At 72.4% G+C, this 14,784-nt stretch carries 13 protein-coding genes; 8 read left to right on the top strand and 5 right to left on the bottom strand.

What is annotated here, in order from left to right; all coding sequences use genetic code 11:
- Positions 1–5: 5 nt before the first annotated feature.
- Genes ACIBQ1_RS16240 through ACIBQ1_RS16230 form a run of 3 tightly spaced genes read left to right on the top strand, consistent with a single transcriptional unit; the run spans position 6 to position 3,689 of the window.
- Positions 6–1,166 carry a cation:proton antiporter gene (locus tag ACIBQ1_RS16240; RefSeq protein ID WP_397278143.1) on the top strand — a complete coding sequence of 387 codons (1,161 nt, stop codon included), beginning with the start codon at positions 6–8 and terminating at the stop codon, positions 1,164–1,166.
- Positions 1,167–1,183: 17 nt separating this feature from the next.
- Positions 1,184–1,777, top strand: a complete 594-nt coding sequence (locus ACIBQ1_RS16235) for a pentapeptide repeat-containing protein (protein WP_397278141.1) — start codon at positions 1,184–1,186, stop codon at positions 1,775–1,777.
- Positions 1,778–1,829: 52 nt separating this feature from the next.
- A complete protein-coding gene (locus ACIBQ1_RS16230) occupies positions 1,830–3,689 on the top strand; it encodes a hypothetical protein (protein ID WP_397278140.1) in 1,860 nt (619 codons plus the stop codon).
- Positions 3,690–3,691: 2 nt separating this feature from the next.
- On the opposite strand, the gene ACIBQ1_RS16225 is transcribed toward ACIBQ1_RS16230, so the two are convergent.
- The 3 genes from ACIBQ1_RS16225 to ACIBQ1_RS16215 form a co-directional block, all read right to left on the bottom strand.
- Positions 3,692–4,705 carry a hypothetical protein gene (locus ACIBQ1_RS16225; RefSeq protein ID WP_397278138.1) on the bottom strand — a complete coding sequence of 338 codons (1,014 nt, stop codon included), beginning with the start codon at positions 4,703–4,705 and terminating at the stop codon, positions 3,692–3,694.
- On the bottom strand, positions 4,695–5,285 hold the full coding sequence (locus ACIBQ1_RS16220) for a copper resistance protein CopC (protein WP_397278136.1): 591 nt from the start codon (positions 5,283–5,285) through the stop codon (positions 4,695–4,697). Before ACIBQ1_RS16220 ends, ACIBQ1_RS16225 begins: the two co-directional genes overlap by 11 nt.
- A 96-nt stretch (positions 5,286–5,381) precedes the next feature.
- Entirely contained in the window at positions 5,382–5,948 is a 567-nt protein-coding gene (locus ACIBQ1_RS16215) for a hypothetical protein (protein WP_397278134.1), read from the bottom strand.
- A gap of 461 nt (positions 5,949–6,409) precedes the next feature.
- Between ACIBQ1_RS16215 and ACIBQ1_RS16210 the strand changes: the two genes are divergently transcribed.
- The 4 genes from ACIBQ1_RS16210 to ACIBQ1_RS16195 all read left to right on the top strand — a co-directional run bounded on the left by ACIBQ1_RS16210 (position 6,410) and on the right by ACIBQ1_RS16195 (position 9,528).
- Positions 6,410–7,126 (top strand): hypothetical protein, encoded by a 717-nt coding sequence (locus tag ACIBQ1_RS16210; RefSeq protein ID WP_397278132.1) that lies wholly within the window; start codon positions 6,410–6,412, stop codon positions 7,124–7,126.
- Positions 7,127–7,254: 128 nt separating this feature from the next.
- Positions 7,255–7,899, top strand: a complete 645-nt coding sequence (locus ACIBQ1_RS16205; protein WP_397278130.1) for a response regulator transcription factor — start codon at positions 7,255–7,257, stop codon at positions 7,897–7,899.
- Positions 7,900–7,950: 51 nt separating this feature from the next.
- The gene (locus ACIBQ1_RS16200) at positions 7,951–8,448 is read left to right on the top strand and encodes an ATP-binding protein (protein ID WP_397278128.1); all 498 of its coding nucleotides are present in this window, start codon (positions 7,951–7,953) and stop codon (positions 8,446–8,448) included.
- Between the two features lie 51 nt (positions 8,449–8,499).
- Positions 8,500–9,528 carry a PAS domain S-box protein gene (locus ACIBQ1_RS16195; RefSeq protein WP_397278126.1) on the top strand — a complete coding sequence of 343 codons (1,029 nt, stop codon included), beginning with the start codon at positions 8,500–8,502 and terminating at the stop codon, positions 9,526–9,528.
- On the opposite strand, the gene ACIBQ1_RS16190 is transcribed toward ACIBQ1_RS16195, so the two are convergent.
- Together ACIBQ1_RS16190 and ACIBQ1_RS16185 are read right to left on the bottom strand one after the other, a co-directional pair.
- Entirely contained in the window at positions 9,523–10,713 is a 1,191-nt protein-coding gene (locus ACIBQ1_RS16190) for an acetate/propionate family kinase (protein WP_397278125.1), read from the bottom strand. The two genes, ACIBQ1_RS16195 and ACIBQ1_RS16190, sit on opposite strands and share 6 nt — an antisense overlap.
- Positions 10,683–12,986, bottom strand: coding sequence for a phosphoketolase (locus ACIBQ1_RS16185; protein ID WP_397278123.1), 2,304 nt, complete (start codon positions 12,984–12,986; stop codon positions 10,683–10,685). Before ACIBQ1_RS16185 ends, ACIBQ1_RS16190 begins: the two co-directional genes overlap by 31 nt.
- A 61-nt stretch (positions 12,987–13,047) precedes the next feature.
- Here ACIBQ1_RS16185 and ACIBQ1_RS16180 point away from each other — a divergent pair, with 61 nt between their 5' ends.
- The gene (locus tag ACIBQ1_RS16180; RefSeq protein WP_397278121.1) at positions 13,048–14,754 is read left to right on the top strand and encodes an IlvD/Edd family dehydratase; all 1,707 of its coding nucleotides are present in this window, start codon (positions 13,048–13,050) and stop codon (positions 14,752–14,754) included.
- Positions 14,755–14,784 lie beyond the last annotated feature (30 nt).

Here is a 14,784-nt window from a genome sequence, read left to right as displayed (position 1 = left end):
CGCGGGTGCACCATACCGCGGTTCTTTTTCTCGAGTTCGGCGCCATCGTTCTTGCCCTGGGAATCCTGGGCGCCCTCGCGCTGCGCGTGGGCATCTCGCCCATCCCGCTCTACCTGATCGCCGGCCTGGCGTTCGGGACCGGCGGGGTGCTGCCGCTGGCGACCAGCGACGACTTCGTCTCCGTCGGCGCGGAGCTGGGCGTCGTCCTGCTGCTGCTGACGCTCGGCCTGGAGTACAACGCCGACGAGCTCGTCACGAGCCTGACCGGCAACGTCCGCGCGGGCATCGTCGACCTGGTGCTGAACGCCGCCCCCGGCGCGATCTGCGCGTTGTTGCTGGGCTGGGGCCCGGTCGCGGCCGTGGCGATGGCGGGCGTCACATACGCCACCTCCTCGGGCATCACCGCCAAGGTGCTGTCCGACCTGGGGTGGATCGGCAACCGCGAGACGCCGACGGTGCTGTCGCTGCTGGTCTTCGAAGACCTGACGATGGCCGTCTACCTGCCGGTCCTGACGACCATGCTGGCCGGGCTGAGCCTGGCCAGCGGGGCGGTCGCGGTGGGCGTCGCGCTGCTGACCGTGAGCGTGGTGCTGGTCGTGGCGCTCAAGTTCGGGCGCTTCATCGAGGCGTTCGTGGCCAGCCCCAACAACGAGGTGCTGCTGCTCAAGGTGGTCGGGCTCGCCCTGCTCGTGGCCGGGCTCGCCCAGCAGCTGAACGTGTCGGCCGCGGTCGGCGCGTTCCTGGTCGGGATCGCGCTGTCCGGCGAGCTCGCCGAGGAAGCGCAGGCGCTGCTGGCGCCGCTGCGCGACCTGTTCGCAGCGGTGTTCTTCGTCTTCTTCGGTCTGCAGACCGACCCGGCGAAGATCCTGCCCGTGGCCGGGCTGGCCGCGCTGCTCGCCCTGGTCAGCATGGTCACCAAGCTGCTGACCGGCGCGTACGCGGCCAGGCGGGCGGGCATCGGCAAGGCGGGCCAGGCGCGGGCGGGCATCGCGCTCATCCCGCGCGGCGAGTTCAACATCGTCATCGCGGGCCTGGCGGTGGGCGCGGGCGCCCATCCGGACCTGGGCGCGCTGGCGGCGGCGTACGTTCTCATCCTGGCGGCCTTCGGGCCCCTGGCGGCCAAGCTCGTGCAACCGCTCATCACGGCCATCGCGAAGCGGTCCTGATCCGCTAGTTTGTTCGCATGATCCAGCCCACCGAGAAGACGATCTGGTCCACCGACTGGGACAGCGAGGAGATCTCCGGCGAGAGCTATCGCCGGGTGCTGTTCCAGGACGTGGACATGACCGAGCTGGTCGACCACGGCTCCTCCTTCGAGGAGTGCCACTTCAGCAACGTGCGCTTCAACGTCTCGGCGCACGACGACGCCCGCTTCCTCAATTGCACGTTCACGCGGTGCTCGTTCTTCGACGCCACGTTCGAGGGGTGCAAGCTGACCGGCAGCGTGTTCGACGGGTGCACGTACGGGCTGCTCAAGGTCGAGGGCGGCGACTGGTCCTACGTCGGCCTGGCCGGCGCCGACCTGCGGGGCAGCGTCTTCCGCGGCACCCGGCTGCGGGAGGCCGACCTGTCGGGCGCCCGGCTGGAGGGCGCCGAGCTGCGGCGGGCCGACCTGTCGGGGGTGTCGCTGCGCGGCGCCGACCTGACGCGATGCGACCTGCGCGGCAGCGACCTGAGCACGCTCGACCCGCTCACCGTCACGCTCAGGAACGCGGTCATTGACCCGTTCCAGGCGACGGTCGTGGCCACCGCCCTGGGGCTGGACGTCCGCGCATAGACGGTCACCGGGATCGGCTGCGGATCTTCGGCGAGCGGCGCAAGATGGCCGTGTGAAAATCACCGATCTCCACCCATCCGAGCGCGCCGTGGCCGAAGCCGTGCCCTACGGCGGGGAAGTCGACCTGCGCTCGGGGGACCTCGACCCGGTCGTGCGCGCGCAGGCCCTGGCCGAGGTGCTCCTCGGCGAGCACGACGGGCCCAAGCCCGCCCTGCGGCTCATCGGCGCCCGGATCACCGGCCTGCTCCACCTGGCCTTCGCCGAGATCGGCTTCCCGATCACCCTTGAGCAGTGCGCGTTCGACGAGGCGCCCGACCTGTACCAGGCGCGCACCCGCTTCCTCAGCCTGAGCGGCTCCACGCTGCCCGGCCTGATCGCCTCGAACCTCCAGGTGGAGGGCAACCTGCGGCTGGCCGGCTGCCACGTCACCGGCGAGGTGCGCCTGTCGGGCGCCCGCGTCAGCGGCAGCCTCAACCTCAACCGCGCCCATCTGGAGAACCCGGGCGGCGCCGTCATCACCGGCGAGCACCTCGACGTCGGGGGCAACCTGCGGGCCCAGGACGGCTTCAGCAGCCACGGCGAGATCATCCTCACGGCCGCGCGGATCGGCGCCGCGGTCAACCTCGACGACGCCCGCCTGCACGCCCCCGGCGGCATGGCCCTGGAGGCGTCCAACCTGACCGCCCAGGTGGGCCTGTTCGCCCGGGGGATGACGGTCGACGGGGAGATCTGCGTGCGCTCCGCCCGCGTCGCAGGGCCGCTCACGCTCCGCGGCTCGCGCGTGCGCAACCCCGGCGGCATCGCCGTGCGCTGCGGCGGGCTCAACGCCGAGGGCGGCCTGTTCCTGTCGCTGGTCGAGGCCGAGGGCCAGGTACGCCTGGGCGGCGCCGCGATCACCCGCTCGCTCAGCCTCGACGGCGCCACCCTGCGCAACCCGGGCGGCGTGGCCCTGGCCGGCGACGGACTCACGGTGGACGGCGCCCTGCTCGCCCGCGACGGGATGACCGCGGAGGGCGAGATCAGCCTGCTCGACGCCTCCGTGACCGGCCCCGCGCACTTCGAGGGCGCCAGGCTGGCCAACCCCGGCGGCTCGGCCCTGACCGCCAACGGCATCACGGTCGGCAAGGTGCTCAACCTCTGCACCGGCTTCTCCGCGCAGGGCCGGGTCCGGCTGACCAACGCCCAGGTCGGCAGCCGCCTGTGCTTCGACGAGGCCACCCTGGAGGCCCCCGGCGAGGTGGCGCTCAAATGCTGGCGGGTCGAGGCGCGCGAGCTGGCCCTGCGGACCGCCGTACCCGTCCGGGGCACGGTGGAGCTGCGCCACGCGCGCATCGGCGTCATGCGCGACGACCCCGGAGTCTGGCCGGACGCCATGCGCATGGACGGGCTCGCGTACGAGGTGCTCGACCCCATGCTGCCCGCCGCCAGGCGGCTCGGCTGGCTGCGCAGGGATCCCGACGGCTACCTGCCGCACGCCTACGAGCAGCTCGCCGCGACGTACCGGCGGCTGGGCAGCGACGCCGACGCCCGCGACACGCTCCTGGCCAGCCAGCAGCGGCGGCGCGCCACCCTCCCGTGGTACGCCGCGTTCTGGGGCCACCTCCAGGACATCACCGTCGGGTACGGCTTCCGCCCCTTACGCGCGGGCGCCTGGCTGCTGGCGCTCCTGGCCGTGGGCACGATCGTGTTCGGCCTGGCCGAGCCGCCGCCGCTGAAGCCGGGGGAGGCGCCGCCGTTCCACCCGCTCGTCTACACGCTGGACCTGCTGCTGCCGATCATCGACTTCGGGCAGGAGAAGGCGTTCAACCCCGGCGGCGGGACGCAGTGGCTCGCGTACGGGCTGATCGCCGCCGGTTGGGTGCTGGCCACGACCATCGCCGCGGGCCTGACCAGGTCGCTGCGGCGCGCCTAGGGTCAGCAGAGGGCCATCGCGGTCTGCCACACGCCGGGCAGCGCCGCCAGGACCAGATCCCCCTTGCGGCGCCGGTCCCGGCGCGTCTCCGCCCCGAGGTCGGCCAGCAGCTCGCGGAAGCCGTCCTCGTAGCCCGACTCGCCTGCCTGCTCGCCCGCCTGTTCGCCCGCCGCGGCCCGCTTGGCCAGGCAGCGCGCGTAGGTGGCCACCAGCCAGAAGACCGCCTCCCGGTGCAGGCCGCACTGGATGAGCTCGCGGGTGCCGTCGATGGCGATGGGCCGCGCCGCCGGGGTGATGTCCGAGTCGAACGGGTAGGAGGGGACGCGGAGGGCCGCCGCGGCGTCGTACACCTTCTCCAGCACGGCCAGGTGCCGCTCGACCCGGGCCGCGCTCAGGTTCGCGGAGCCCAGCAGTTCGAGCAGGCTCTCGTGGAAGTCCAGCCGCCCGTGCTCGGCGAGCAGGTCGCGCACGGCCTCGTAGCGGCGGCGGATCGTGGGGTTGCGCAGCGCCGCCACCAGCAGCACGTGGGTGGTCACCCCGGTGCCGAACAGCCACGAGTTGACCTGGTCGGGCAGGGGCGCGCGCTCGTCGATGCCGTTGATGAACCCGCGCACCCGGTCCATGGCGTTGGTGCACCTGGCCAGGATCCACGGCCGCTCGGCGAAGTCGCGCGAGACCACCTGCTGGATCTCGGTCAGCCGCCCCGACGGGTCGGCCAGCACGCACGGGAGGTGGAAGCTGCCGGCCAGGTGGTAGTCGCTCAGCACCTCGTGCGTGGAGCCCAGCCCGGACAGGGAGGAGACCTCGAGCAGGATGCCGCGGTAGGCGAATTTACCCAGGCGGGCGGGCTGGTCCGCGACCACGATGACGTCCACGTCCGAGGTCGCGGCCAGCTCGTCGGCCGGGTCGGCCCACAGGGCCGACCCGGTCAGGAAGGCCCCGTCGAAGCCCGGCAGCGCGGTGCCCTCCGCCAGCACCCACTGCCGAGCGATCTGTCTGGCTTCCTCAACCCGCATCCACTTCCTCCCGATCTGGGCCGCGGCGCGCGGTCCGGATCAGAACGAACGCGCCCAGCACGACAAGCACCACCAGCCCGCCCCAGATCCAGCCGGGAACGCCCGCCGATGCCGCGGGCCGCTCGCCGGCCGCCGCGGCGGGCACGGCCGCCTGGGGCGGTGTGCTCGCCGTCGGCCCCCCGCCGATGGACGAGGGCGAAGCCGATGGAGAAGGTGATCCTTTCACGCTGAAGGGGATTTCGCCTTCGATGGGATGCCCGTCGGACGAAACGACCCGCCAGGCGATGACGTACGGGCCCGGCGGGAGCGGCTGCGGGACGTCGGTGAGCACCTTCGGCCCGTCGAGCACCGGCTTGCCGAGCGGGACCTCCTTGCCCGCCGCGTCGTGCAGCACGACGAACGGGAACTTCACGCTCGCGCTGTATTCGAGCTCGATCTCGTCGACCGAGCCGACCTGCGCGTCCTTGGCCGGTGAACTGCTCTTGAGCGCGTCGTGCGCGAACGCCGGCGAGGCCGGGAATATCAGGACGAGGGCGCACGCGAGCGCCGCCCCGATGATCTGTCGTGGCAGGAACGCCATGATGGGTCTCCAGAAACGATCTTCCGGACGCGCGCGGCGCCGTCCGGACACAGGCGAGAGTACGCGCCCCGCTGGACGCGCCGAGGGACTGGTGCTTCAGCTGAAGTGCCTGAGCCCCTGGGGTGGGCCTCGCCTGAGGATCGCGCCGGAGACGGTCCTTCCCGCGTACCCGGTCAGGTACGGGGTGACTGGCCGCCACGAGGGCCGGACGGCCTCGACCGGGACGGCGGCGGGCAGCGGGACGATCGGCCGCGGCGCGCCGTAGAGGCTGATCATGAGCCACAGCGCGCGCTCGCCCCGGTGCAGCCACCAGGCCGACAGCGCCGCCGTCGTGAGGTGGACCAGCGCCATGCCGGGCGCGGGATGCCCGTGCGCCGGACCGGTCAGGGCGTCGGGCGTGAGTCGCTCGAAGAGCTGGTGCAGCAGCATCTGCGTGCTCACGGTCGCCACGAGCACGGCCGCGGGGCCACGCTCGCGCCCGTCGATCAGGTACGCCAGCCCGAGCGCGGCCAGCACCCCGGCCAGGTAGACCTCGAACGGCACGAGGCCGCCGCCCGCCAGCGCGTGCCCACCCGCCGACACCGCGCCGCAGACCGTCGCGAACACGACGGCCCGCACAAGACGCAGCACCGGCGACGCGGAGGGCGACGCGGAGTGCGACACAGGGGGCGACACTGAGGGCACAGCCGATATTCTCCTCGAAGGTCGGGAGAAAGTCTCAGATTTCTCCCGTGAATGACCGTCCTGGCCGGTCCGGACGGCCCTGCGGGCCGCGTCACAGCAGGTCATCCGGCCCTTGTCCGGCTTTCCGGACACGGGCGCGGCGACGCCGGAACACCCTGATGAGGGTGTGTGAAAGGGGCGGCCTGATATTGACACTTTTTCACCGGCGCTTTCCCAGCATGGGAAATTCGCCTGCGGCGTGGCGTTGAAGATCGCCTCGCGGCAACTGTAACCATCGTACCGATCTTGTCGGCCCGCTCGGCGGGCGGCAGAGGCCGGATTCCGGCCTGACGCATTCCGAAAGGTTCCGAAAGGTACGGTACATGTCCACTCCCAATTCACGGACAACTGCCCCAGCCAAATCCGCCCGGCCCAAGGCGCGTCACGCGATGAGATGGGCGGTGAGCGGCTCTCTTTCGATGGCCCTGCTCGCCGCCCTGGTACCGGCGGCGAGAGCGGACGACGACGACACCGAGCGCACCGACCGCACCGTCGAGACCGCTGACACCGCCGGCGCGGCCGACACCACCGGCACCGCTGACACCACCGGCAGGGCCGACACCGTCGACCGCCGCAACCGCCGCCGCCACTTCCCCCTCATTCACGGCAGCAGATGCAGCCCGCACCTGTTCTTCAAGGTGCACATGCTCTCTCCGCGCAACTTCTTCCTGCCCCGCACCAACTACGTCGACGGCCCCGGCGGCACGGTCACGGCGTCGGTCACGAGGGAGCACGAGGTCCGCGCGTTCCTGGAGACCGAGAACGAGAGGCGGAGGGCCATCTCCAACAATGAACCGCTCACCCGCGTGGAACCGATCACCACTCGCGAAGTGGTGCGCGAGATGCGCCGGATGGGGCTTCCGCACCTCGAAGAGCGTCACATGGTCTTCACCGGCCACGAATACAGCCGGGAGATCACCAAGGGGATGTACGGCCATCTGTGGTACCGCGTCTTCGGCTACCGCGTCGGCTGGTCGGCCTGGCAGGTGATGGGCTCGTGCCGCGACGTCAAGGTCGCCAGCGGAATGGCCAACATCCCCGCCAGGGTCGAGGGCTGGCGCTACTGGGAGACCAAGTACCCATCCTTCAAGAACCGCCGCCTGCCCTGGAAGCCCTGAGCGAACCGCGCCGGCGCACACGGGCGGGCGGTGCGCCGGGCGGCGGGCCGTGGGACACTGCTCATGACGCCGGGCCTGGGTACGCCCGCGCGGGAAGCGGAAACCGCGGACAGAGGCGACTTCGGGCAATGGCGACTTCCCCTTCGATCCGGGTGGTCCTCGTGGAGGATCACGCCATGGTCGCCGAGGCCATCGGGCTGGCGCTGGCGCGGGTGCCCGACATCGAGGTGGTGGCCCAGACCGGCAGCATCGCCGGGGCGGTGGCCGAGACCGGCAGGTTCCAGCCGGACGTCGTCGTGCTCGACCGGCGGCTGCCCGACGGCGACGCGATCGCGGCCATCGGCAGGCTCGCGGCGGCGGCGCCCAAGGCGCGGGTGCTGGTGCTGACCGGCGAGGCGACCGTCTCCGTGGCGGCCAGGGCGGTGGCGGCGGGCGGCGCCGGGCTGGTGGTGAAGTCGTCCCGGCTGGGGGAGCTGGAGTCGGCGGTGCGGGAGGTGGCGGCCGGCGGGGTGGTGTTCGCGCCCGGGCTGCTGCCCGGGGTGCTCGACCGGCTGACCGGGCGTGCCGGGCGCCTGGGGTCGGCGCTGACGGCCCGCGAACGGGAGACGCTGCTGCTGCTGGCCGAGGGCGTCGGCACGCGCGAGATCGGCGAACGGCTCGGCGTGGCCCGCAACACGGCGCGCAACCACGTGCAGCACGTGCTGGAGAAGCTGGGCGCCAGGTCCAAGCTGGAGGCGGTCGCGCTGGCCCGCAGGGAAGGGCTGCTCGACTGACGCACTTGCACCATGTCGCGTCCCACAGGTGTACCGGGCGTCCTGGCGCGGATGCGTCTCGTGATCGGATGGTGGCTCCCCGAGAGTAGAGGGGTGGTCAGCGAGGAGGCCGGGCGGTACCAGGTGGACACGCCCCTGCCGAAGGAGATGGGCAGCATCACGGCGGCGCGCCGGATCGTCCGTCAGGCCCTGGCCGAGTGCGGCTATCAGGGCTACCACGAGGACGTCCTGCTCGTGGTCTCCGAGCTGGTGACCAACGCGCTCGTGCACGGCGACGGGCCGCCGTCCCTGAGGATGCGGGGCAGCGCGGGGCTGGTGCGGGTCGAGGTGGGCGACGCCGGGGAGCGGCTGCCCGAGCCGCGCGAACCCGGCCCGTCGAACGGCTGGGGGCTGCACGTCGTCCGGCTCCTGTCCATCGGCTGGGGGACCACGCCCGCCGACGGCGAGAACAGCGAGAACGGTGAGAACGGCGAGAACGGCGGGAAAGTGGTGTGGTGCGAGCTGGCGCCCCGCCTGGCCCCGCTCCAGGCCCGCGCTTTCGACGGCTGAACCAGCCGGGGGAGGGTTGGGTCCCCGGGCCGCGTCGTGAAAAGCTGCGGTATGGCCGTGGATGACCTCCCGCAGGCGGATATGGAGTTGCTCGTCCAGAGCATCCGCGATTACGCCATCTTCATGCTCGACCCCCGCGGCAGGATCGCCAGCTGGAACGCCGGAGCCCAGCGAATCAAGGGCTACACCGCCGACGAGATCACCGGCACCCACTTCTCCGTCTTCTACCCGCCCGAGGCCGTGGCGGCCGGCAAGCCGGCCATGGAGCTGGAGGCGGCCGCCGCCGACGGCCGCTGGGAGGAGGAGGGGTGGCGGGTCCGCAAGGACGGCACCAGGTTCTGGGCCAGCGTGGTCATCACCGCCCTGCGTGGCGAAAGCGGCGAGCTGCGCGGGTTCGGCAAGGTGACGCGTGATCTGACCGAGCGGCGCAGCATGGCCAGGGCGCTGGACGAGCGCGGACTGCTGCTCGCCCACCTGGTCCAGGCCCAGGAGCGCGAGCGCCGCCGCATCGCCTCCGACGTGCACGACGACACCATCCAGTCCATGATCGCCGTCGGGATGCGGCTGCGGGCGCTGGGGGAGGGCCTGCCCGAGGAGCACGTGACCGGGGTCGGCGCGCTCGGCGAGGCGGTCGAGGCCGCCGTCGGGCGCCTGCGCGACCTGACCTTCCGCTTACGCCCGCCCGGTGACGGGCTGGTGGAAGGGCTCACCGCCTACCTGGAGCGGGAGATGGCGGGAGTGGCGTACGAGCTGGTGAACCACCTGGACGGCGAGCCGCCCCACGAGAGCGCGATCACCGTCTACCGTATCTGCCAGGAGGCCCTCACGAACGTCCGCAAGCACGCCGGGGCCGTCGCGGTCGCCGTGGAGCTGGCCTCGCTCGACGGCGGCGTCCACGTCCGCGTGCGCGACGACGGGGTCGGGATCACCCGAGAGGACGGCCGCCACGGCCACTTCGGGCTGATCGAGATGCGCGAGCGGGCCGAGACGGCGGGCGGCTGGTGGAGCATCCGCGGCGCGCCCGGCATGGGCACGACGGTGGACTTCTGGGTGCCGGCCGTGCCGCGCCACACGTCATGACCCCCGGCCGATCAGCGCGAGCGCCTGGCGGGCGATCTCCCATTCCTCGTCCGTCGGGATGACGAGCACGGCCACCTCCGCGCCCGGCGGCGAGACCGCCCGCTCCTGCGCCGACTCGGCCCGGTTGAGCGCGGGGTCCACGGTGACGCCGAGCCGGTCGAGCCCGGCCAGGGACTCGGCGCGGGTGGCGGCGTCGTGCTCCCCGACCCCGCCGGTGAACACGATCGCGTCCACCCGCCCGAGCAGCGCGTAGTAGGCGCCGACGTACTTGCGGACGCGCCGCGTGTAGACCGCCAGGGCCAGCCGGGCCTCGGGGTCGTCGCGGGCGCGTACTTCGCGCATGTCGCCGGTCCCGGCGAGCGCCAGCAGGCCGCCGTGGCGGTCGAGCCCGCTCTCCACCTGCCGCGCGTCCATCCCGGCCACCCGCGCCAGGTAGCCGGCCAGCGCGGGGTCGACGTCGCCCGAGCGGGTGCCCATGACCAGCCCCTCCAGGGGCGTCAGGCCCATGGAGGTGTCGACGCTGCGCCCGCCGGAGATCGCGGTCGCGCTGGCGCCGTTGCCCAGGTGCAGCACGATGAGGCCGAGCGTGGCCGGGTCGCGGCCGAGGAAGGCGGCGGCGCGGCGGGAGACGTACGCGCAGGAGGTGCCGTGGAAGCCGAAGCGCCGCACGCCGAGCCGCTCGCGCCACTCGCGCGGCACCGCGTACGTGTACGCCTCGGGCGGCAGCCCCAGCTGGAACGCCGTGTCGAACACCGCCACCTGTGGCACCCCCGGGAAGGCGCCGCGCGCCACCCGGATCCCGGCGAGGTTGACCGGGTTGTGCAGGGGCGCGAGCGGCGCCAGCTCCTCGATCGCCTTGATCACGGCGTCGTCGACGAGCACCGCCTCGCCGAACCGGGTCCCGCCGTGCACGACGCGATGCCCGACCGCGACCGGGTCCAGCTCCGGCCCCGCCGCCCCGAACGCCTCCATGACCGCGGCCAGCCCCGCCTCGTGGTCGGGGAACGGCCCCTCCCGCACGTGCGGCGGCCCGTCCCCGGCGTGGTGCGTCAGCCGCCCGCGCTCCTCGCCGACGCGCTCCACCAGCCCCCTGGCCGGGCGCTCGCGGGTGCGGACGTCCACGAGCTCGTACTTGATGGACGACGAGCCCGTGTTCAGTACGAGGATGCGCCCGGCCACGTCCACGACCTGATCTCCGGGGTGTCCTCGCCGTGCTCGCGTGTGTGGGCGCGGGCCCGCAGCCGTTCGTCGCTCATGCGCTGGCGCAGGTGCGCCGCCGTGGTGCCGAGCCCCGGCACCCGGTCGATGACGTCCATGACCAGGTGGAAGCGGTCGATGTCGTTCATCATGGCCATGTCGAACGGCGTCGTCGTGGTGCCCTCCTCCTTGTAGCCCCGCACGTGGATGTTGTCGTGGCCGCGGCGGCGGTAGGTGAGCCGGTGGATGAGCGACGGGTAGCCGTGGAAGTCGAAGACGACCGGCTTGTCCGTGGTGAACAGGGCGTCGAACTCGGCGTCCGTCATGCCGTGCGGGTGCTCCGAGGGCGGCTGGAGGCGCATGAGGTCCACCACGTTGACGACGCGTACCTTCAGCTCGGGCAGGTGCTCGCGCAGGATCGCGGCGGCGGCGAGCGTCTCCTGGGTGGGCACGTCGCCCGCGCAGGCCAGCACCACGTCCGGCTCGGCGCCCTCGTCGGTGGAGGCCCACGGCAGGATGCCCAGGCCGCGCGTGTTGTGCGCGACGGCCTCCTCCATCGTGAACAGGTCCAGCACCGGCTGCTTGCCCGCCACGATCACGTTGACGTAGTCGCGCGAGCGCAGGCAGTGGTCGGCGACCGACAGCAGCGTGTTGGCGTCCGGCGGCAGGTAGACCCGCACCACGGACGCCTTCTTGTTGATCACGACGTCGAGGAAGCCCGGGTCCTGGTGGCTGAAGCCGTTGTGGTCCTGGCGCCACACGTGCGAGGACAGCAGGTAGTTGAGCGAGGCGACGGGCCGCCGCCAGGGGATCTTCTGCGCGGACTCCAGCCACTTCGCGTGCTGGTTGAACATGGCGTCGATGATGTGGATGAACGCCTCGTAGCAGTTGAACAGCCCGTGCCTGCCGGTCAGCAGGTAGCCCTCCAGCCAACCCTGGCACAGGTGCTCGCTCAGCACCTCCATCACCCGGCCGCCGGGGGCCAGGTGCTCGTCCGTCGGCAGCGTCTCGGCGTTCCACGCCCGGTCCGTGGCCTCGAACACCGCCGACAGCCGGTTCGAGGCGGTCTCGTCCGGTCCCATCAGCCGGAACGTCCGGGGGTTGGCGGCGATCACGTCGCGCAGGAACCCGCCGAGCACCCGCGTCGGCTCGCTCGTCTGCGTGGCGGGCGACTTGACCTCGACCGCGAGCCGCCGGAAGTCCGGCAGCCGCAGCGGCTCCAGCAGCTCGCCGCCGTTGGCGTGCGGGTTGGCGCTCATCCGGCGCGTGCCGCGCGGCACGGTCTCCAGGATCTCCCGCACCGGCCTGCCGCCGGAGTCGAACAGCTCCTCCGGCCGGTACGAGCGCATCCACCCCTCCAGCATGGCCAGATGGGCGGCGTTCTCGCGGACGTTGGCCAGCGGCACCTGGTGCGCCCGCCAGGTGCCCTCGACCTGCCTGCCGTCCACCTCGCGCGGCCCCGTCCACCCCTTCGGCGTCCGCAGGACGATCATCGGCAGCCGGTCGGCCCCGCCCTGTTTGTACGCGGCCATCTGGTCGAAGGCGGTGTCCAGCGCGCGGGCCATCTCCTCGTGGTCGGGCCCCACCAGGTGCGGGCGGTAGCCGTAGCCCTCGATGAGCTTGAACAGCTCGGCCTCGGGGATGCGGGCGAGCACGGCCGGGTTGGCGATCTTGTAGCCGTTCAGGTGCAGGATGGGCAGCACGATGCCGTCACGGTCGCGGTCCGTGAACTTGTTGGAGTGCCAGCTCGTCGCGAGCGGGCCCGTCTCGGCCTCGCCGTCGCCGACGACGCAGGCCACGACCAGGTCCGGGTTGTCGAAGGCGGCCCCGTACGCGTGCGCGAGCGAATAGCCCAGCTCCCCGCCCTCGTGGATCGAGCCAGGGGTCTCGGGCGCCACGTGGCTCGGGATCCCGCCGGGGAAGGAGAACTGGCGGAACAGCCGCCGCATGCCCTCCGCGTCCTGCGAGAGGTCCGGAAAGCGCTCGGAGTACGTGCCCTCCAGCCAGGCGTGCGCCACCGCGGCGGGGCCGCCGTGCCCGGGACCCGCGATGTAGATCATGTCCTGGTCCCGCTCCCTGATCACCCGGTTGAGGTGGGCGAAGCAGAAGTTCAGCCCCGGCGTGGTGCCCCAGTGGCCGAGCAGGCGCGGCTTGATGTGCTCGGGCCGCAGCGGCTCGCTCAGCAGCGGATTGTCCAGCAGATAGATCTGACCGACGGACAGGTAGTTCGCCGCCCGCCAGTACGCGTCGATATGGTCCATCCCCTGCTGCTTCCTCCACAGAAGATGCTGAATCCCCGATATGACGGATAAAGTGCCGAATATGGCATTGAGGAGTTCGCGCTGGTACTCGGGGAACGACCGAAACTCCTACATCCACCGGGCGTGGATGCGGCGTGGCCTGCCACGTGAGGCGTTCGAGGGCGGCAAACCGCACATCGCGATCGCCAACACCGCCTCAGACCTCACCCCCTGCAACTCCCACCTCAACGAGGTGGCCGAGAGCGTCGCGAACGGCGTCTGGGAGGCCGGCGGCGTGCCGCTCAACCTGCCGGTCGTCTCCCTGGGCGAGACGAACGTGCGCCCCACCGCCATGCTCTGGCGCAACCTGGCCGCCATGGCCACCGAGGAGATGCTGCGCGCCAACCCCATCGACGGCGTGGTGCTGCTCGGCGGGTGCGACAAGACCATCCCGTCGCTGCTCATGGCCGCCGCCTCCGTGAACCTGCCCGCCGTCGTGATGCCCGGCGGCCCCATGCTGACGGGGCACTTCCGCGGCGCGCCGCTCGGCTGCGGCACCGACGTGTGGCGCCTCAGTGAGGAGGTGCGCGCGGGCACGCTCTCGCGCGAGGCGTTCCTGCGCTCCGAGTCGTCCATGATCCGCAGCCGCGGTCACTGCAACACCATGGGCACCGCCTCCACCATGGCCTGCATGGCCGAGGCCCTCGGCATGACGATCCCCGGCACCGCGGGCATCCCCGCCCCCGACAGCCGCCTGCTCGAACGCTCCCACGAGACCGGCCGCCTGGCCGTGGACCTCGTCCGGCACGACCGCCGCCCGAGCCAGGTCATGACCAGGGGCTCGTTCCTCAACGCCATCGTGACCCTGGCCGCCGTCGGCGGCTCCACCAACGCCGTCGTCCACCTGCTGGCCGTCGCGGGCCGGCTCGGCGTGGACCTCTCCCTGGACGACTTCGACCGCACCGGCTCCGGGGTGCCGCTGCTCGTGGACCTCCAGCCCGCCGGGCGCCACCTGATGGACGACCTGTTCAGGGCGGGCGGCCTGGCCGCCGTGCTCAAGGAGGTCGAGGACCTGCTCGACCCGGAGGCGATCACCGTCACCGGCCGCCCCCTCGCCGGGCACCTGGCGGAGGCGGAGATCTGGGACGAGAGCGTCATCAGGCGCCGCTCCGACCCGCTGCTGCCCGACGCCGGCATCGCCGTCCTGCGCGGCAACCTCGCCCCCGGCGGCGCGGTGATCAAGCCCGCCGCCGCCTCGCCCGAGCTGCTGCGCCACCGCGGCCGGGCCGTCGTCTTCGACAGCATCGAGGACGTGTACGCCCGCCTCGACTCGCCCGACCTGGACATCGACGAGACCTCGGTGCTCGTGCTGCGCGGCTGCGGCCCCAAGGGCTACCCCGGCATGCCCGAGGTGGGCAACCTGCCGCTGCCCGCCAGGCTGCTGGAGAAGGGCGTGCGCGACATGGTGCGCGTCAGCGACGCCCGCATGAGCGGCACCGCCTACGGCACGGTCGTCCTGCACACCGCGCCCGAGGCGGCGGCCGGCGGCCCGCTGGCGAGGGTGCGCACCGGCGACCCGATCGTCCTCGACGTGGCAGCCCGGCGGCTCGACGTGGACATCCCCGACGCCGAGCTGGCCGCCAGGCAGCCCGTGACGATCGGGCACGCGCAGCCCGTACGCGGGTGGGAGCGCCTCTACGTCGAGCACGTCACCCAGGCCGACCGCGGCGCCGACCTCGACTTCCTCATCGGCTCCAGCGGCGACGTCGTCGGCCGCGAATCCCACTGAGGGTCTAAAGACTCCCCTCCGCCGTGCGCG

The sequence above is a fragment of the Nonomuraea sp. NPDC050153 genome, from assembly GCF_044460125.1.
GTDB lineage: Bacteria > Actinomycetota > Actinomycetes > Streptosporangiales > Streptosporangiaceae > Nonomuraea.
The sequence above is the reverse complement of the archived record's forward strand: the minus strand, read 5'-3'. Positions and strand labels throughout refer to the sequence as shown.

Excerpts from the sequence above, each read along its gene's own strand:
- ACIBQ1_RS16235 (WP_397278141.1), top strand. The coding sequence starts at position 1,184 with ATGATCCAGCCCACCGAGAAGACGATCTGGTCCACCGACTGGGACAGC.
- ACIBQ1_RS16225 (WP_397278138.1), bottom strand. The coding sequence starts at position 4,705 with ATGCGGGTTGAGGAAGCCAGACAGATCGCTCGGCAGTGGGTGCTGGCG.
- ACIBQ1_RS16220 (WP_397278136.1), bottom strand. The coding sequence starts at position 5,285 with ATGGCGTTCCTGCCACGACAGATCATCGGGGCGGCGCTCGCGTGCGCC.
- ACIBQ1_RS16205 (WP_397278130.1), top strand. The coding sequence starts at position 7,255 with ATGGCGACTTCCCCTTCGATCCGGGTGGTCCTCGTGGAGGATCACGCC.
- ACIBQ1_RS16200 (WP_397278128.1), top strand. The coding sequence starts at position 7,951 with ATGCGTCTCGTGATCGGATGGTGGCTCCCCGAGAGTAGAGGGGTGGTC.
- ACIBQ1_RS16195 (WP_397278126.1), top strand. The coding sequence starts at position 8,500 with ATGGCCGTGGATGACCTCCCGCAGGCGGATATGGAGTTGCTCGTCCAG.
- ACIBQ1_RS16185 (WP_397278123.1), bottom strand. The coding sequence starts at position 12,986 with ATGGACCATATCGACGCGTACTGGCGGGCGGCGAACTACCTGTCCGTC.
- ACIBQ1_RS16180 (WP_397278121.1), top strand. The coding sequence starts at position 13,048 with ATGGCATTGAGGAGTTCGCGCTGGTACTCGGGGAACGACCGAAACTCC.